Origin of the sequence: Rhodococcus rhodochrous (genome assembly GCF_900187265.1) — a bacterium.
GTDB classification, from domain to species: domain Bacteria; phylum Actinomycetota; class Actinomycetes; order Mycobacteriales; family Mycobacteriaceae; genus Rhodococcus; species Rhodococcus rhodochrous.
Genome location: NZ_LT906450.1, coordinates 2,492,280 through 2,509,076, shown reverse-complemented (window position 1 = coordinate 2,509,076; position 16,797 = coordinate 2,492,280). Strand labels below are relative to the sequence as shown.

The following is a 16,797-nucleotide window of genomic DNA, read 5'->3' as shown; positions in this document are numbered from 1 at the left end:
AACGGACGGGGCCCGGGTCGAATGCGACCCGGGCCCCGTCCGTCACGATCCGTCAGCGCACCTCGTAGGTGCCGGTCAGCAGACCGCGGGCGATGGCGTGCCCGAAGACGTTGAAACCGAGGAAGGCCGGGCTCGATTCGGGCGTGACACCCTCGAGCACCTCGACGTCGAGTGCGTGCACTGCCACGATGTAGCGGTGGTAGCCGTGTCCGGCCGGCGGAGCGGCACCGATGAACCCGTGGGCGCCGCCGTCGTGGCGCAGCGTCACGGCCTGCTCCGGAAGAGCGTCCGAGTCGGCGCTACCCGCGCCCGCCGGCAGTTCCGTGACCGAGGCCGGGATGTTCGCGACGGCCCAGTGCCAGAAACCCGACGCCGTCGGAGCGTCCGGATCGAACACCGTGACGACGAAGCTCTTCGTCTCGGCAGGGAAACCCGACCAGGACAGCTGCGGGGAGACGTCGCCGCCCCCGGGGATCCCGAACGCACCGCTGGCCTGCGGGAGTTTCCATTCCTCGCCCTCGGCGAAGTCCGCACTGGTCACCTCGAAGGTGGGCAGCTCGGGCAGGAACTTGTACGGGTCGTAATCGAAAGCCATTCCGGTCCTTTCGTGACGTTTCGAGTGTTCTAGGCGTGCATGAGGAAGTGTTCCATGACCCGCGTGCCGAAGCGCAGTGCGTCGACGGGGACACGCTCGTCGACCCCGTGGAACAGCGCGGCGAAGTCCAGGTCGGGCGGCAACTGCAGCGGCGCGAAACCGAAGCAGCGGATGCCGAGCTTGGCGAACGCCTTGGCGTCGGTGCCGGCCGAGAGCATGTACGGCACGGTCCGGCCGATCGGGTCGTGCGCGAGGATCGCGGCATTCATCGCGTCGACGAGGTCGCCGTCGAAGGTGGTCTCGTACGGCTCGAGTCCGGTGATCCACTCGCGGGTGACGTTCGGGCCGATCAGCTCGTCGACGGTGCGTTCGAACTCGGCGAGCCGGCCCGGCAGGATGCGGCAGTCGACGACGGCATGCGCGGTGCGCGGGATGACGTTGGCCTTGTACCCGGCGTCGAGCATCGTAGGGTTCGCGGTGTCGCGCAGGGTCGCGCCCACGATGCGGGCGATCGACCCGAGTTTGGCGAGCGTCCCCTCGAGATCGGGTGAGGCCGGGTCGAAGTCCAGGCCGGTCTCCTCGCTCACGACGGAGAGGAACTCCGCGACGGAATCGTTGACGACCAGCGGGAAGGTGTGGGAGCCGAGCCGTGCCACCGCGCGGGAGAGGACGGTGACGGCGTTGTCCTCGTGCAGGAACGAGCCGTGCCCGGCGACGCCCATGGCGGTCAGGCGCATCCAGCGCATGCCCTTCTCCGCCGTCTCGACCATGTACAGGCGACGTTCGGTGCCGTCGGGGCGCGGCACGGTCAGAGAGAACCCGCCGACCTCCCCCACGGCCTCGGTGACGCCCTCGAACAGCTCGGGCCGGTGTTCGACCAGCCACTGCGAACCGAACTTGCCTCCGGCCTCCTCGTCGGCGACGAACGCGAACACCAGATCGCGCGGGGGCACGATGTCCTCGACCTTGAAGTAGCGGGCGACGGCGATCATCATGCCGACCATGTCCTTCATGTCGACCGCGCCGCGCCCCCACACGTAGCCGTTCTCGACGGCCCCGGAGAACGGGTGCACGCTCCAGTCCGCGGCTTCGGCCGGCACGACGTCGAGGTGGCCGTGGAGCATGAGGGCACCGCGGCTCGGGTCGGAGCCGGGCAGACGCGCGAAGACGTTGCCGCGGCCCGGCGCTCCGGATTCGACGTAGGTCGTCTCGTAGCCGACCTCTTCGAGCACGGAGGCCACCCATTCGGCGCACTCGCGTTCGCCGCGGGTGGTGGTTGGTTCGCCGGTGTTCGAGGTGTCGAACCGGATGAGGCGGGAGACGAGGTCGACGACCTCCTCTTCCGCCCGGGACGGCTGGTGGGCGCGCGTGTCAATGGCCATGGCCGTATGTCTACCACCGCCGGTCCGCCATCACGACAGTTCGGATCACCGCAGGTGGAGGTGGCGATTTGGGACCGTGGGCGCGGTGGGTTACTCTTTCACAGCGCCCACGACGAGTGGGCGTGAGCATCAGGTCCGAGTGGCGGAATGGCAGACGCGCTAGCTTGAGGTGCTAGTGTCCTATTAACGGACGTGGGGGTTCAAGTCCCCCCTCGGACACTCTGAGTCGAGACAGACGACGAAGGCCCCGAACATCATGTTCGGGGCCTTCGTCGTTGTCGGAAGAAGATCGAACCGGCGACAGCCGCTACCACTTTCGTCATCCGCTGCGGCAATTCGGAAGTTGTCAACCTGTCTGAGACAGATCAGGTGTGTTGATTCCCGTCGGTTGCGGTAACGCCGGCGCTGCCGGTCGACGCCGGAACCGATGCGGATACTTTTCGTGGATCCGGTTGAGACGCTCCTGCCGACGTCGGTGTTCCTCGGCGGCACTGCCGAGGAACACCGACACCGGCGTGTACCGCCCCAGCCCTGCGTGCCGGTGCTCGAGCGCATACCGGTTCATGAAGTCTTCGGTCCACCGCCGAGCATGATCGATATCATCGAACCGATCCGGACATGTCAGGTCGTACTTGATGGTCTTGAACAATGACTCCGAGAAGGGATTGTCGTCACTGACCCGCGGACGGGAGAACGACGACACGACCCCCGCCGCGGCGAGGGCATCGAGCAACAACCCCGACCGCATCGATGCCCCGTTGTCGGCATGCAACACCCCCGGCGCCCCGAACGCGGTGAACGCTTCGGTGAACATCTCTACCGCCTTGGCCTTGTCCTCGTGGTATTCGATGCGCCACGCCACCGGAAACCGTGAGTACACATCGATTGCCAGATACAACCGAAACTGGTCCTGCGTGCGGGGCCCCTTGAGTGTCGTGATGTCCCACGACCACAGGTCCCCGACGTCGATGGCCTCGACGACCGGTGCGCAGCGGGGCGTCGACGGTCCTCCGGTGCGGCTGCGACGCCGGTCCCCGGTGAGCTTCTCGGCCCGGGCCACCCGATAGAACGTGACCTCCGAGCAGTCCACCAATCCGTCATCGAACGAACGCCAATAGATTTGACACACAGACTGATCCGCGTTCTCCTCGGCGAGGATCAACGCGACGATGGTGGCCTTCTCGGCCGGCGACAGTGCCGCTGGTTGCTGCCGCTGTCGCTGCGGGATCGGATCGGTGACCGGCCGATAGTGCCGGTAGTGGTGGGCCCGCCGGTAATAGCTCGACCGGGCGATCCCCACGAGCGCACATCCCCGGGTGACCGACATTCCCGCCTCGGTCAGTTCGGTGACGATGTCGGTCAGGACAACGCTTTGCGCTCGAGCCACAGCGCGTACTCGCGTGCGCTCATCAATGCCGGCGGGATCTCGGTGGTCTCGTCGGTCGAGGTCTTGTGGATCCCCTGCAAGAGCTCGAATGCTTTTCCCAGGATCTCCACGGCGGCGTCGCTCTGGGCGACTTTGTCGCGGAGGCGTTCGTTTTCGCGGCGGAGTTCGGCGAGCTCCGCGCGGTCTCGACTGTCCAATCGGTCCCTCGCTTTGTCTGCTGCTTCGACCATCGACTTCTGCAAGTGTCCCTCATCGCGGGCCTGCAGCCAGCGGCGGACGGTGCCTTGGGCGAGATTGTTCTCGCGCAGCAGTCGGGTCTTGGCGCCGCGTTCGACGCAGGTGTCCCATCGGCGCAAGAACTCGATTTTGTAGGCCATGGAGAACGCGCGGTGGCCTTGTTGGGTTCGTCCTACGGGGATGGTCATGAGGTCGGACATCTGTGTCGCTCCGATCCCCGCGTTGGTTGTCAGGATGTCTCACGACCATCCTGACAACCAACGAATTGCTGCAGCAGATGACGAAGAAGCGAGCGGATCCGGGTGAGGCCCGACCCGCCGAACGTCACGAGCGCGCCTGAAGTGCCGTTTTGGGGATCGGGCGCCCCATGCGCTACTGTTTCTTCAGCGCCCGCGGGAGCGGGTTCTACCGACATGCCCCGTGTGGGCGTCGGTCCGAGTGGCGGAATGGCAGACGCGCTAGCTTGAGGTGCTAGTGTCCTATTAACGGACGTGGGGGTTCAAGTCCCCCCTCGGACACACCGAAACCCGAAGGCCCCGAACCGATATCGGTTCGGGGCCTTCGGTTCGTCCGGGGGTCGGCGCGAGCGGACCGCTCAGTCCCGGCGGCCCTTGCGGAAGTAACGGATCGGGCCGAAGAAGTTCACCGCGATGGTCAGCGCCCAGCGCAGCTTGCTGCCGTTGACCTTGTCGGCCGGTCGCCTCGCCAGATCGGCCCACGCCGCGACGGCGAGCGACAACTGCACCGCTGCGAGCAGGACCACCAGAACCTGCTGGGGGCGGCTCAGTTCGGCGAACTTCTTCTTGGACAGGGGTGAGCTCGGGCTCATCGTTCCTCCGGTACTTCCGTGGTGATTCGGACACGATCATCCTGCCCGATACGATCGGGACCACAGCAGCACACGGAAAAAGGCAGATGAACCCCCACAGCGACACCACCGCCGAGCCCGCCACCGACGGCTTCACCCGCATCGACCCCGACGATCTGGCCACCTGTTTGCGGGTGCTCGACCAGGCCGCGGGTCTCGACGCCGAACATCCCGACGCGATCACCGTGCAGCGCGCCGTGGGGCACATGTTCAAGAAGTTCAAGCGGTTGCGCCGCAACGAGGCCCGCAAGCAGCGCGTCGACGCCGATCGTCAGGTGTTGTCCGCGACCGCCACCGCCTCCCCCACCCGCATCGACGACGAGACCGCCGGACTCCCGCTGGCCTCGGCGACCCGCGGTGCGAGCGCGGGAACGCTGCTGAGGCCGCGGCACTGCTACATCTGCAAGGACAAGTACACGCAGGTGGACGCCTTCTACCACCAGTTGTGCCCGACCTGCGCCGAGGAGAACCACGCCAAGCGCGATGCGCGCACCGACCTGCGGGGCCGTCGCGCCCTGCTCACCGGTGGTCGCGCCAAGATCGGCATGTACATCGCGCTGCGGTTGCTGCGCGACGGCGCGCACACCACCGTCACCACGCGGTTCCCCAACGACGCGATCCGCCGCTTCAGCGCCATGGAGGACAGCGGCGACTGGTTGCACCGGCTGCGCATCGTCGGCATCGACCTGCGTGACCCCGCCCAGGTGGTCGCCCTCGCCGACGACGTCGCCGCGCAGGGTCCGCTGGACATCCTCATCAACAACGCCGCGCAGACGGTGCGCCGCTCCCCCGGCGCCTACTCGGCGCTGGCCGAGGCGGAAGCCGATCCGTTGCCCGCCGGTCCGCGCCCCGAGGTCCTGACCTTCGGCAAGCCCTCGGACGCTCACCCCGCCGCCCTCGCCGGATCGCTGCCGGCCGAACTGTCGGCACACTCGCTGACCTCCCTGGCACTGGTGGCCGGGTCGGCGACACCCGAGCGCGTCGCCGCCGGGGTCGCCGTCGACGCCGGCGGCCTGCTGCCGGATCTCGTGCACACCAACAGCTGGGTGCAGACCGTCGGCGAGGTCGAGCCGCTGGAACTGCTCGAGGTGCAGCTGTGCAACTCGGTGGCGCCGTTCATCCTCGTCAACCGCCTGCGTCCCGCGCTCGCCGCGTCCCCGGCCCGCCGCAAGTACGTCGTGAACGTCTCGGCGATGGAAGGGCAGTTCGGAGGCCGCCGCTACAAGGGCGCCGGGCATCCGCACACCAATATGGCCAAGGCCGCGTTGAACATGCTCACCCGCACCAGCGCCGAGGAGATGCTCACCGACGGTATCCTCATGACCGCCGTCGACACCGGGTGGATCACCGACGAACGGCCGCACCACACCAAGATGCGGCTGGCCGAGGAGGGATTCCACGCCCCGCTCGATCTCGTGGACGGCGCCGCCCGCGTCTACGACCCGATCGTCCAGGGCGAGGCCGGCACGGACGTGTACGGATGCTTCCTCAAGGACTTCCGCCCGGCACCCTGGTGATCCGGACGCCGTGATCCGGGTGGCCGTGGTCCGGGGGCGCCGTGGTCCGGGGGCGCCGTGGTCCAGGGGAGACCGGTTCCACACCGTCGATCGTGGCCCGCCCTCCCGGTCACGGCGATAATGGAGGACGTCCCCGCAGGCCCGCACGAGGAGAGTCATGACTGTCGCTGTCGTTCACGCCGATACCCCCGAAGGCCGGGTCGCTCTGCAGGCCGCGGTGCGGGAGGCCGCCGACCGGCAGCAGTCGCTGGTGGTGCTCCACCCGCTCGACGAGCCCGACGAGGTGGAGGGCGTGCGGGCACAGGTGAGCCAGGTGGCCGGCACCGACGGCTGGGAGTTGCTCTCTGCCGTCCACGACGGCGATCCGGTCGGCACGACCGTCGAACTGCTCGCGCGCAGCGGCGCCGAACGCGTGGTCATCGGCAGCCGCGGGCGCACCGCGACCGGCAAGTTCCTCGTCGAGCGAGCGGTACAGCGGCTGATCACCGAGTCGTCGGTACCGGTGCTCGTCATCAAGGCCGGCTGAGACGCCGCCTGCCCTCCGGCAACCCTGTCCGTTCCGCGGCCGTTCGTTCTACCCTGGGCACATGGCGTTCCGGGTGGTCGCCGACCTCACGGCCTTCGTGCATCTGCTGTTCGTGCTCTACGTCGCGTTCGGTGGTTTCCTCGCGTGGCGGTGGCCCCGCACGATCGTCGCTCACGTCGCCGCGGTGGTGTGGGGAGCGGCCTCGGTGGCCGTGGGGTTCGACTGCCCACTGACCGCGGTGGAGAACTGGGCACGCCACGAGGCCGGTCAGGAGGGTCTGCCGCCGAGCGGATTCATCGACCACTACCTCACCGGAGTGATCTACCCGGAGTCCGCACTCGGTGCGGTCCGCGTCCTCGCCGCCCTCGCCGTGCTGGTCTCGTGGGTGGTGCTGTGGCGCCGCGTCCGTGTGACGAAGGTCGCCCCCGAGACTTACTCCTGAGTAGGGTGGGGACATGACTGTCTCCCGGGATCTCGACATCGTCGTCTATGGCGCCACCGGCTTCGTCGGGCGCCTCACCGCCGCCTATCTCGCCGAGAACCTCCCCGACGGCGTCGCCGTCGGACTCGCAGGACGTTCACGCACCAAACTCGAGAAGCTCGCCGCCGACCTCGGAACCGACTGGCGGCTGATCGAGGCGAACGCCGACGATCCCGCCTCGCTGGCCGCGCTCGCCGAATCCACCCGCGTCGTGATCACGACGGTCGGTCCCTACGCCGCGTACGGACTGCCACTCGTGCAGGCGTGCGCCGAGGCCGGCACCGACTACGTCGACCTCACCGGCGAGGTGCTCTTCCACCGCGAGAGCATCGACCGCTTCGACGACGTGGCCCGGCGCACCGGCGCCCGCATCGTCCACTCGTGTGGATTCGACTCGGTCCCGTCCGATCTCGGCGTCCACGTGCTCTACCGCGCCGCGGAGGCCGACGGCAACCTGCCGCTCACCGACACGACCTTCGTGCTCCGATCCTTCCGCGGCGGCGTGAGCGGCGGCACCATCGATTCGCTCCGGCAACAACTCGACGCGATCCGCAAGGATTCCACCGCCCGGAAGATCGCCGCGCGCCCGTACTCGCTGTCCCCCGCCCCGGCTCGGGAACCCGATCTCGGTCGCCAGAACGACTTCGCGTTCGTCGACGGCAAGTCCGTCGCGCCGGAGGTCTCGGGCCGGCTCGCCCCGTTCGTGATGGCCTCCTACAACACCCGCATCGTGCGACGCAGCAACGCGCTGCGCGACTGGGCCTACGGACGCCGCTTCCGCTACCGGGAAGTGATGAGCGTCGGCTCCTCGCCGTTCTCCCCCGTCCTCGCGGGGCTCGTCGGACTCGGGACGGGCGCCCTCGCCGCCGGCCTGTCGTTCCCGCCCACGCGGTTCGTCCTCGACAAGCTCCTGCCCGCCCCCGGCGAGGGACCGTCGGAGAAGACCCGCGAGAACGGTCACTTCACGGTGGACCTGTACGCCTCGACCGAGTCGGGCGCCCGCTACACCGCGCGGTTCTCCGCGCAGGGCGACCCGGGTTACAAGGCCACGGCCGTGATGCTCGCCGAGTCCGCCCTCTCGCTCGCCCTCGGCGGCGCGGCCCTGCACGCCGGTGGCGGTGTCCTCACCCCTGCGGTGGCGTTCGGGGACGTGCTCAGCGAACGGCTCCGCGCGGCCGGTTTCGAGATCTCCGCCCGCCGCCTCGGATGACCTCGCGTCCGGCGCGCCGACCGGGGCGCGCCGGGCCCGCCGAGTGTGGCTCCGCCGCGGGAACGGGCTATGCTCGACCGGACCGAACGATCCGCGCGCGGAACGAGACCTGAGGACGTGACCATGGCTGCGACGAGTACCGAGATGGCTCCGGCCGCTCGCCTCGCGCTCATGCCGTTCTGGCCGACCCGTCGCGGCGCCTGCTTCGATTGTCTGTGTTGCACCCGGGAGTGTTGCTGAGCGCTTCGGCGCTCGTCCAGCTTTTCGGGTTCTTCCAGCTTTCGGAGCCAACGCATGTTCAATCTGCTCATCTTCACGCTCGTCGGTGTCGGCGCACAGCTCGTCGACGGCGCACTCGGCATGGCCTTCGGTGTCACCGCGACCACCCTGCTGCTGTTCAGCGGTGTCGGTCCGGCGCACGCGAGCGCCGCGGTGCACCTCGCCGAGGTGGGAACCACCCTCGTCTCGGGTGCTTCGCACTGGCGTTTCCGCAATATCGACTGGAAGGTCGTGCTGCGGCTCGGCGTGCCCGGTGCCATCGGCGCCTTCCTCGGCGCGACCGTGCTGTCGGGGCTGTCGACCGAGGCCGCCGAACCGGTGACCGCCGGGATCCTGCTGGCCATCGGCGTGTACGTCGCGTTGCGCTTCTCGGTGCGGCCTCCTGCGGTCGCGCATGCCCGCACCTCCCCGCACACCGCGAAATTCCTGTCCCCGCTCGGATTCTTCGGTGGGTTCATCGATGCGAGCGGCGGTGGCGGATGGGGACCGATCACCACCAGCACTCTGCTCTCCCGCGGAAAGACGGCGCCGCGCACCGTGATCGGATCGGTGAGCGCCTCGGAGTTCCTCGTCGCGGTCGCGGCGAGCATCGGTTTCCTGTTCGGGCTCGGCCACGACTCGCTCGGCAATCTGGTCATCGTCGCCGGTCTCGCCCTCGGCGGTGCTCTCGCGGCGCCCGTCGCGGCGTGGCTGGTCAGCCGGGTCCCCGCGACCCTGCTCGGTACCGGTGTCGGCGGTGTCATCGTGCTGACCAACGCGCACAAGCTCGCCAAGACCTTCGATCTCTCCGGGACGGCACTGGCGGTGCTCTACCTCGCCATCGTCGCCGCCTGGCTCACCCTGCTGATCGTGTCCTGGAAGCGTTCGCGCCTCACCCCGGCGGAGAAGAGCGGTTCGCTCGAACCGCTGGCGCAGCCGACGCCGGTGGCGCTGCTCGAAGGCGCCGACGCGGCGCCTCTCGCAGGTGCCCGTCCGGAGCGTCGGGAGGTGCCCGGACACAACGAAACTCGCCTCGATTCCACCCCGTCACCACGCTTCCCCGACGGCGCTCGATAATCGCTATTATGCCCGCGTGCGACAAAAGCAAATACATACTGGTGCCTTCGTCTTTCTCACCGCCGGCGTCGCCCTGACGGCCTGTTCCTCGGACGATTCCACGGTCGGCATCCGCAACGCAGCCGACATCAACTCCCCGACCTCCGCCTCCGCCGAATCGCCGTATCTGGTGAAGATCGCGCAGAACTTCCCCAGCTGCGAGGCCATCGGCGCGACCCTCGAGCGCTACATCGACGGGCTGACGCCCGCTCCCGGCGGCATCGTGAGCTCCCAGCGCGTGAACTGCGTGTGGGAGGCCGCAGCCGGTGAGCCGCCCTCCGGACTCCGTTCCGTCGAGGTCGTCGTCGAACCCGAGACCGTCACGTCCGCCACCGCGGCGAAGACCGGCCTGGTGGTGCTTCCCGATTCCGCCATCGAAGCGGCCGGCGGTTTCGCGCACAGCATGCCGATCAATATGGCCGGCACCGCTTTCACCGCGACCGGCGTCGAACTCCCCCAGGCCTCCGTGTCGATCACCGTCGGCGGCCGCGACGCCGCGACGGTCCTCGATCCGGCGGGCGGCGTGGCGGTCGCCAAGCAACTTCTCGGGCTGTAACGCGCGGTGTCGCGGCCCTCGACCGCCCGGGCGGAACCAAGATCACATACAACTCGTACGGACGCTACGATGCGCCGTGTGAATCCGACCCGATACGCGGCCGCATCCGCGGCCCTCGCCGGCGCCCTGCTCCTCGGAGCGTGCTCCTCCGGCGACGACGCCTCGTCCTCCACCACCGCCTCGGACGCCGACTCCGCGGCCTTCGACACCACCACCTTCGACGCCGACGCCCTCGGCGAACCGACCGGCCTCGGCAGCGACATCCTCGCCCGCTTCGACTCGTGCGACGATGTCGCGCCCGCCGTCGCCCCCTACATCGAAGGACTGAGCCTGCGTTCGTCGAGCGGGGTGGACGAGTACAGCGTCTACTGCGCGTGGGAGACCCCGGAGACCGCGACGAACCTCGACGAGATCCGGTCGGTGGAGATCGTGCTGGCGCCGGGATCCGGGAACGTTCCGTCGGCGAGCGACCTCGAAACCGGCGGTCTCGAACTGCTTCCCGACGCCGACATCGAGGCCGCCGGCGGCGTCGCCTACACCATGGGAGAGGCCGTTTCGGTCGCCGCCGTCTCCGTCACCCAGATCCAGCTGCCCGACGTGGAGGTGTCCATCACCGGCGGGCAGTGGGGCGACTATCCGTCGCTCGACGCCGCGACATCGGTGACCGTCGCCAAGGAACTGCTCGACCTGTAGGCCCGCCCGCTCCGATCGTGCGCGGTGAGCACACCGCGCACGATCAGGGCCTGGGCCGCGATGTAGGTGGCCATGATCCACAGCCCCATGGCAGGAAGATCCGCGTCGACGAAGGCACGCACGGCGATGAGCGCATCGGAGACGACGAACAGCATCGCGCCGACCGCCGCCGTCCGGTTCACACCGGTGGCGAGCACCGCCATCGCCGCGAGACACGACGCGTAGATCGCCATCGGGACCACGAGAATCCCTGCCGCCGAAGCGCACACGGCGACCATGGCGATCACCGCGAGGGCGTAGAGACCGACCACCCACGGGCGGGTCCGCGCCACGCTCGACCGCCGGTACGGCAGGAACGCGACGATGTAGGTGAGCTGGGCGCACAGGAAGAAGCCCACCAGCACCAGGAACGAGGCATCCCCGTCGACGAGATCGGGCGCGGTGTCCCCCAGCCACGAGAACCCCAGTGCCACAAGCGTACCCACGACCAACCGGTCGCGCGGCGCGGAGGTGACGAGGACGGGTCCGAGCGCGAGCAGCGGCATGAGGAACCACTGCGAGACGTCGGTGAACGCCGAATCCGGCGCGATCACCTGGGAGACGAGATGAGCCGCCGCGACGATCGCGAACGCACCGAGAACGGTGACGGCGATCGTGCGGCGGCTCATGGGCTCAGGAATCCTCGCCGGATGTTCCGGGGTCGTTCACCCCGTCGAAGGCATCGAGCAGACGTTGCGCGGCGAGCGCGGCGGTCAACGAACCATCGCGCACCCCGGCCTCGACGTCCTTGCGGATCGCCCGCACACGCGGGGAGGTCTCGAGACGACGCAACAGCTGGTCGTGCACCATCGTCCACGTCCAGTCCACCTGCTGGCGGCGCCGGTTCTCGTCGAACAGACCCGCCTCGGTGAGCACCTTCTTGTGCTCGAGCACGGTGTTCCAGAAGGTGTCCAGACCGTTGCCGGTCATGCCGCTCATGGTGATCACCGGCGGCTTCCAGATCGCGTCGTGCGGATGCACCATGCGCATCGCGCCGGCGAGTTCGCGGGCGGCGACCCGCGCGTCGCGTTCGAACTCTCCGTCGGCCTTGTTGACCGCCACCAGATCGGCGAGTTCGAGCACGCCCTTCTTGATGCCCTGCAGCTGGTCGCCGGTGCGGGCCAGGGTCAGGAAGCAGAAGGTGTCGACCATGTTGGCCACGGTCACCTCGGACTGCCCGACACCGACGGTCTCGACGAGGATCACGTCGAATCCGGCGGCCTCGAGCAGCACCATGGTCTCGCGGGTGGCCTTCGCGACCCCGCCGAGCGTGCCGGCCGAGGGCGACGGGCGGATGTAGGCGTCCCGCTGTACCGCGAGACGCGCCATCCGCGTCTTGTCGCCGAGGATCGACCCACCCGTGCGGGTGGACGACGGGTCGACGGCCAGCACCGCGACCCGATGCCCCTGCTCGAGCAGATACATGCCGAGCGCGTCGATGAAGGTCGACTTGCCGACACCGGGCACACCCGTGATACCGACACGAATCGCGTTGCCCGCCTTCGGGAGCAAGCGCAACAGCAACTGCTGCGCCTGCTCCCGATGGTCGTCGCGGGTCGACTCGATCAGCGTTATCGCCCGCGCGAGGCCGGCCCGCTCGTTGGCGAGCACGGCCTCGGCGAGGGCGTCGACGTCGATCTGCCGTCGGCGGGTCTGCGCGGCGCCGACCGAGGTGTCGCTCATGCCGACGTCAGCCTCCGAGGTGGTGGCCGAGCTGCGCGGCGAGCTTGGTCAGCAGACCGGTCGCCGCATCCGCGATCACGGTGCCGGGCGGGAAGATCGCCGCCGCACCCGCCGCGTAGAGCTCGTCGAAGTCACCCGGCGGGATGACACCACCGACGACGATCATGATGTCCTCGCGGCCCACCTCGGCCAGTGCCTGCTTGAGGGCAGGAACCAACGTCAGGTGACCCGCAGCCAACGACGACACGCCGATGACGTGCACGTCGTTGTCGGCCGCCTGCTGGGCGACCTCTTCGGGGGTCTGGAACAGCGGTCCCACGTCGACGTCGAATCCGAGGTCGGCGAAGGCCGTGGCGATCACCTTCTGGCCTCGGTCGTGACCGTCCTGGCCCATCTTCGCGACGAGGATGCGGGGGCGACGGCCCTCCTCCTCGGCGAACTTCTCGACCAGCTCGGTCGCGGCGGTGATGTTGGTGGCCTTACCGGCCTCGTCGCGGTACACGCCGCTGATCGTACGGATCTCGGCTTGGTGGCGGCCGTAGACCTTCTCCAGCGCGTCCGAGATCTCACCGACGGTGGCCTTCGCCCGGGCCGCGTCGATGGCCAGCGCGAGCAGGTTGTTGTCGAGACCCTGGCTCTGCGCACCGGCGGCGCGGGTGAGTGCGTCGAGGGCGGCGCGGGTGGCCTCCTCGTCACGGTCGGCGCGCAGCTGCTCGAGCTTGGCCAGCTGCTCGGCCCGCACACGCGAGTTCTCGACCTTGAGGACCTCGATCTCGTGGTCCTCGGTCACCTGGTACTTGTTGACGCCGATGACCGGCTGGCGACCCGAATCGATGCGCGCCTGGGTGCGGGCGGCCGCCTCCTCGATACGCAGCTTCGGGATGCCCTCCGAGATGGCCTGCGCCATACCGCCGGCGGCCTCGACCTCGGCGATGTGGGCGCGGGCCTTGTTGGCGAGCTCGTGGGTGAGCCACTCGACGTAGTGCGAGCCGCCCCACGGGTCGATGGGCCGCGTGGTGCCCGACTCCTGCTGCAGCAGCAGCTGGGTGTTGCGGGCGATGCGCGCCGAGAAATCGGTGGGCAGCGCCAGCGCCTCGTCGAGCGCGTTGGTGTGCAGCGACTGGGTGTGGCCCTGCGTCGCGGCCATCGCCTCGACGCACGTACGCGCGACGTTGTTGAAGACGTCCTGCGCGGTGAGCGACCAGCCGGAGGTCTGCGAGTGGGTACGCAGCGACTTCGACTTCGGGTTCTTCGCCCCGAACTTCTCGACGAGCTCGCTCCACAGCAGGCGACCTGCGCGAAGCTTCGCGACCTCCATGAAGAAGTTCATGCCGATCGCCCAGAAGAACGACAGGCGCGGCGCGAACTTGTCGACGTCCATGCCCGCGTCGAGTCCGGCGCGGATGTACTCCATGCCGTCGGCGAGGGTGTAGGCGAGCTCGAGGTCGGCCGTCGCACCGGCTTCCTGGATGTGGTAGCCGGAGATCGAGATCGAGTTGAAGCGCGGCATCTTCGCCGAGGTGTACGCGAAGATGTCGGAGATGATCCGCATCGACGGCTTCGGCGGGTAGATGTAGGTGTTGCGGACCATGAACTCCTTCAGAATGTCGTTCTGAATGGTTCCGGCCAGCTGCTCGGGCTTGACGCCCTGCTCCTCCGCCGCCACGACGTACAGCGCCAGGATCGGCAGCACCGCGCCGTTCATGGTCATCGACACCGACACCTGCGACAGATCGATGCCGTCGAACAGCTGACGCATGTCGAGGATCGAGTCGATCGCCACACCGGCCATACCGACGTCACCCTGCACGCGCGGGTGATCGGAGTCGTAGCCGCGGTGCGTGGCCAGGTCGAAGGCCACCGACAGACCCTTCTGACCGGCGGCGAGGTTGCGCCGGTAGAAGGCGTTGGACTCGGCGGCGGTGGAGAAGCCGGCGTACTGCCGGATGGTCCACGGCTGGTTCACGTACATCGTCGGGTACGGCCCACGCACGAACGGGGCGATACCCGGGTAGCTGCCGAGCGGGTAACCCTCGGCGACGACGGCGTCGCGGTCGGCCTTGGTGTAGACCGGCTTGACGTCGATTCCCTCGGGCGTCGACCACACGACGTCCTCGGTGCCGTAGTTGTTCGCCTCGGCGACGGACTCGATGAGCGCGGCGGCCTGCTCCGCGGTGGGAGCGGTGGGCGCCGGCACGGCCGGGTCCGTCAACGGGACGTCGGCGAAGCTGCCGATTTCGTGTTCGATGCTCACTTACGCTCCCAAAGTGTTCAGCAGGTCGGTGAGGGCGGCGACGGCGTCGATGCGCGCGGTGAGGAAGCCGTCCGGACGATCGTCGCCCTGCGCGTCCTTCACGGCCTTCTCGGGTCCGGCCAGCAGCACCGTCGTGATCCCCGCCGCACGCAGCGCAGCGGTGGCCGTACCGGCCTGCTCGCCGTAGCGGGTGTCGGTGCCGCACAGCACGGCCACGGACGTTCCGGTGTCGCCCACCAGGGACGACAGGTCGGCGTCGAGATCGAGCGGTCCGGGATTGACCGCTTCGATGCCACCGGCGGCGAGCAGGTTCGCGGCGAAGGTCGCACGCACGTTGTGTTCGGCGATCGGTCCGAGCGGGGCGAGCAGCACCCGCGGGCGGGCACCGTGCGAGGCCAGGTAGGTGTCGGAGCGGTCGCGCAGCGCCTCGAACGGCGCGGCGTACCGCGCGGCGGAGGCGCCGGCCTCGGCGACACCGACCGGCAGCGGCTTCTCGGCCAGGTTCGGGAACTCGTTGACACCGGTCACCGAGAACTTGCGATGCGCGATGTCGGACTCGCGGCGGGCACGCGTCTGCGCGACACGCTCGGCGATCAGCCCCGACTCGAGAGCGGCGCGGTAGCCACCGGCCGCCTCGATCTCCTGGAAGAAGCCCCACGCCTTCTCCGCGATCTGCGCGGTCAGTTCCTCGACGTACCAGGAACCGGCGGCGGGATCGAGAACGCGACCGAGGTTGGACTCCTCGAGCAGCAGCAGCTGGGTGTTGCGGGCGATCCGCGCGGAGAACGCCTCGGACACCTCGAGCACACCGGCCGGCAGTGCGGAGTCGAACGGCAGGACCGTGACGGCGTCGGCGCCACCGACACCCGCACCGAAGGCGGCGAGGGTCGTGCGCAGCATGTTCACCCACGGATCGCGCTGGGCCATCATCGCCGCGGAGGTCACGGCGTGCTGCGGAGCGTTGCCGGCCTCGGGGGCACCGGCGACCTGGGCGACGCGCGCCCACACCTGACGACCCGCGCGGAACTTGGCGATGGTCTGGAACTGGTCGTCGGTCGCGGCGAGACGGAACTCGAGCTGACCGAGCGCGGCAGCGACGGGAACCCCGGCGTCGACGAGTGCTCGCACGTAGTCGAGGCCGGCGGCGATCGCGGCACCGAGTTCCTCGGCGTCGGACGAACCGGCGTTGTGGAAGGCGGTGCCGTCCACGGTGAGGGCCCGCACCGCTTCGGTGCGGTCCGCGGCGGCGCGGGCCAGCTCGACGGCCTCGGCGAGAGACACGTCGGGACGCTCGGAGAACTCGCTGGTGAGCGGCGCTGCACCGAGGAAGATGCGCACGGCGGCGCGGTCCTCGACATCGGTGCGGTTGTCGAGCACGGAGTACACGGCGGTGGTCGCTGCGACCGCGTCGGCACCGGCGTCGAGACGGACCGGCGCGAGATCGAGGAGCACGCCGTTGAGCGCGGTGTCGAGGGCGTCCACGGGGACCGCGCCGGCGCCGAGACCGAGCCACACCGAACTGACGCCGTTGTTCAGGGCGTCGAGGATGCGCTCGTTGACCGAGGCCGCGTCGGTGCCGGTGAACCGGACGTCCACGAGCCAGCCGGTGTTGACGTCGCGCGTGGACGAGCCACCGCGGACGAACGGGAACTCACCGGGCAGCGGCGCTTCGTCGCGCTCGTCGCGGACGCCGTACAGCGGCGCGACGGTGACGTCGTCGTAGGTCGTGGTCTCGAGCAGACGCTGCGGCTCGGGTCCGAGTTCGGCCGGGTCAACGCGTCGGGACTTGGCCAGCACCCCCGCCACCGCGTCCTGCCACTGCGCATATGCGCGCGCGGCATTCTCGGCTTCTGCAGCTAATGACACGGGCGATTCCTCCTACTGCGGGTTTGCAGGCTTTGTACGGACGGCGTTGTCGGCCGGAGGTGGACAACCTCGAAAAGGGTAGGTTGCCTTCGGTGTGATGCTATCCCCACACACCGTGCGGTCGTTGTG

16 protein-coding genes and 2 tRNA genes are annotated in these 16,797 nt (G+C 68.9%); 9 read left to right on the top strand and 9 right to left on the bottom strand.

Going from position 1 to position 16,797, the window contains the following annotated elements:
• Window positions 1-52 precede the first annotated feature (52 nt).
• Entirely contained in the window at window positions 53-595 is a 543-nt protein-coding gene (locus CKW34_RS11455; protein WP_059383571.1) for a YbhB/YbcL family Raf kinase inhibitor-like protein, read from the bottom strand.
• Between the two features lie 29 nt (window positions 596-624).
• The gene (locus CKW34_RS11450; protein WP_059383572.1) at window positions 625-1,977 is read right to left on the bottom strand and encodes a M20/M25/M40 family metallo-hydrolase; all 1,353 of its coding nucleotides are present in this window, start codon (window positions 1,975-1,977) and stop codon (window positions 625-627) included.
• 133 nt (window positions 1,978-2,110) lie between these two features.
• On the opposite strand from CKW34_RS11450, the gene CKW34_RS11445 reads away from it, so the two are divergent.
• Window positions 2,111-2,196 (top strand) — tRNA-Leu (locus CKW34_RS11445).
• A gap of 127 nt (window positions 2,197-2,323) precedes the next feature.
• Here the strand turns inward: CKW34_RS11445 and CKW34_RS11440 are convergent.
• Together CKW34_RS11440 and CKW34_RS11435 are read right to left on the bottom strand one after the other, a co-directional pair.
• The gene (locus CKW34_RS11440; RefSeq protein WP_226949771.1) at window positions 2,324-3,364 is read right to left on the bottom strand and encodes a DDE-type integrase/transposase/recombinase; all 1,041 of its coding nucleotides are present in this window, start codon (window positions 3,362-3,364) and stop codon (window positions 2,324-2,326) included.
• Window positions 3,337-3,789: a hypothetical protein gene (locus CKW34_RS11435; protein ID WP_059384853.1), complete on the bottom strand. Its 453-nt coding sequence runs from the start codon at window positions 3,787-3,789 to the stop codon at window positions 3,337-3,339. Before CKW34_RS11435 ends, CKW34_RS11440 begins: the two co-directional genes overlap by 28 nt.
• A 244-nt stretch (window positions 3,790-4,033) precedes the next feature.
• On the opposite strand from CKW34_RS11435, the gene CKW34_RS11430 reads away from it, so the two are divergent.
• Window positions 4,034-4,119, top strand: a tRNA-Leu gene (locus CKW34_RS11430).
• 77 nt (window positions 4,120-4,196) lie between these two features.
• Here CKW34_RS11430 and CKW34_RS11425 read toward each other — a convergent pair.
• Window positions 4,197-4,430, bottom strand: coding sequence for a PLDc N-terminal domain-containing protein (locus CKW34_RS11425; RefSeq protein WP_059381471.1), 234 nt, complete (start codon window positions 4,428-4,430; stop codon window positions 4,197-4,199).
• A gap of 86 nt (window positions 4,431-4,516) precedes the next feature.
• On the opposite strand from CKW34_RS11425, the gene CKW34_RS11420 reads away from it, so the two are divergent.
• The 7 genes from CKW34_RS11420 to CKW34_RS11390 all read left to right on the top strand — a co-directional run bounded on the left by CKW34_RS11420 (window position 4,517) and on the right by CKW34_RS11390 (window position 10,826).
• Window positions 4,517-5,986: an SDR family NAD(P)-dependent oxidoreductase gene (locus CKW34_RS11420; RefSeq protein WP_059381470.1), complete on the top strand. Its 1,470-nt coding sequence runs from the start codon at window positions 4,517-4,519 to the stop codon at window positions 5,984-5,986.
• A 157-nt stretch (window positions 5,987-6,143) separates the two neighbouring features.
• Entirely contained in the window at window positions 6,144-6,512 is a 369-nt protein-coding gene (locus CKW34_RS11415; protein ID WP_059381469.1) for a universal stress protein, read from the top strand.
• Window positions 6,513-6,573: 61 nt separating this feature from the next.
• Window positions 6,574-6,954, top strand: coding sequence for a DUF2784 domain-containing protein (locus CKW34_RS11410; protein ID WP_059381468.1), 381 nt, complete (start codon window positions 6,574-6,576; stop codon window positions 6,952-6,954).
• A gap of 13 nt (window positions 6,955-6,967) precedes the next feature.
• Window positions 6,968-8,203 (top strand): saccharopine dehydrogenase family protein, encoded by a 1,236-nt coding sequence (locus CKW34_RS11405; protein ID WP_059381467.1) that lies wholly within the window; start codon window positions 6,968-6,970, stop codon window positions 8,201-8,203.
• Window positions 8,204-8,497: 294 nt separating this feature from the next.
• Window positions 8,498-9,538, top strand: a complete 1,041-nt coding sequence (locus tag CKW34_RS11400) for a sulfite exporter TauE/SafE family protein (protein ID WP_059381466.1) — start codon at window positions 8,498-8,500, stop codon at window positions 9,536-9,538.
• A gap of 16 nt (window positions 9,539-9,554) precedes the next feature.
• Window positions 9,555-10,133 carry a hypothetical protein gene (locus CKW34_RS11395; RefSeq protein ID WP_059381465.1) on the top strand — a complete coding sequence of 193 codons (579 nt, stop codon included), beginning with the start codon at window positions 9,555-9,557 and terminating at the stop codon, window positions 10,131-10,133.
• Between the two features lie 69 nt (window positions 10,134-10,202).
• Window positions 10,203-10,826 (top strand): hypothetical protein, encoded by a 624-nt coding sequence (locus CKW34_RS11390; protein WP_059381464.1) that lies wholly within the window; start codon window positions 10,203-10,205, stop codon window positions 10,824-10,826.
• Here the strand turns inward: CKW34_RS11390 and CKW34_RS11385 are convergent.
• Genes CKW34_RS11385 through mutA form a run of 4 tightly spaced genes read right to left on the bottom strand, consistent with a single transcriptional unit; the run spans window position 10,766 to window position 16,668 of the window.
• Window positions 10,766-11,494 (bottom strand): lysoplasmalogenase, encoded by a 729-nt coding sequence (locus CKW34_RS11385; RefSeq protein WP_059381463.1) that lies wholly within the window; start codon window positions 11,492-11,494, stop codon window positions 10,766-10,768. The two genes, CKW34_RS11390 and CKW34_RS11385, sit on opposite strands and share 61 nt — an antisense overlap.
• A gap of 4 nt (window positions 11,495-11,498) precedes the next feature.
• Window positions 11,499-12,548, bottom strand: a complete 1,050-nt coding sequence (gene meaB / locus CKW34_RS11380; protein ID WP_059381462.1) for a methylmalonyl Co-A mutase-associated GTPase MeaB — start codon at window positions 12,546-12,548, stop codon at window positions 11,499-11,501.
• Window positions 12,549-12,555: 7 nt separating this feature from the next.
• A complete protein-coding gene (scpA, locus tag CKW34_RS11375) occupies window positions 12,556-14,802 on the bottom strand; it encodes a methylmalonyl-CoA mutase (RefSeq protein ID WP_059381461.1) in 2,247 nt (748 codons plus the stop codon).
• The gene (gene mutA, locus CKW34_RS11370) at window positions 14,803-16,668 is read right to left on the bottom strand and encodes a methylmalonyl-CoA mutase small subunit (protein ID WP_059381460.1); all 1,866 of its coding nucleotides are present in this window, start codon (window positions 16,666-16,668) and stop codon (window positions 14,803-14,805) included.
• Window positions 16,669-16,797 lie beyond the last annotated feature (129 nt).

Excerpts from the sequence above, each read along its gene's own strand:
- CKW34_RS11425 (WP_059381471.1), bottom strand. The coding sequence starts at position 4,430 with ATGAGCCCGAGCTCACCCCTGTCCAAGAAGAAGTTCGCCGAACTGAGC.
- CKW34_RS11455 (WP_059383571.1), bottom strand. The coding sequence starts at position 595 with ATGGCTTTCGATTACGACCCGTACAAGTTCCTGCCCGAGCTGCCCACC.
- CKW34_RS11415 (WP_059381469.1), top strand. The coding sequence starts at position 6,144 with ATGACTGTCGCTGTCGTTCACGCCGATACCCCCGAAGGCCGGGTCGCT.
- CKW34_RS11390 (WP_059381464.1), top strand. The coding sequence starts at position 10,203 with ATGCGCCGTGTGAATCCGACCCGATACGCGGCCGCATCCGCGGCCCTC.
- CKW34_RS11405 (WP_059381467.1), top strand. The coding sequence starts at position 6,968 with ATGACTGTCTCCCGGGATCTCGACATCGTCGTCTATGGCGCCACCGGC.
- CKW34_RS11435 (WP_059384853.1), bottom strand. The coding sequence starts at position 3,789 with ATGACCATCCCCGTAGGACGAACCCAACAAGGCCACCGCGCGTTCTCC.
- CKW34_RS11400 (WP_059381466.1), top strand. The coding sequence starts at position 8,498 with ATGTTCAATCTGCTCATCTTCACGCTCGTCGGTGTCGGCGCACAGCTC.
- CKW34_RS11410 (WP_059381468.1), top strand. The coding sequence starts at position 6,574 with ATGGCGTTCCGGGTGGTCGCCGACCTCACGGCCTTCGTGCATCTGCTG.
- CKW34_RS11450 (WP_059383572.1), bottom strand. The coding sequence starts at position 1,977 with ATGGCCATTGACACGCGCGCCCACCAGCCGTCCCGGGCGGAAGAGGAG.
- CKW34_RS11420 (WP_059381470.1), top strand. The coding sequence starts at position 4,517 with ATGAACCCCCACAGCGACACCACCGCCGAGCCCGCCACCGACGGCTTC.
- meaB (WP_059381462.1), bottom strand. The coding sequence starts at position 12,548 with ATGAGCGACACCTCGGTCGGCGCCGCGCAGACCCGCCGACGGCAGATC.
- CKW34_RS11385 (WP_059381463.1), bottom strand. The coding sequence starts at position 11,494 with ATGAGCCGCCGCACGATCGCCGTCACCGTTCTCGGTGCGTTCGCGATC.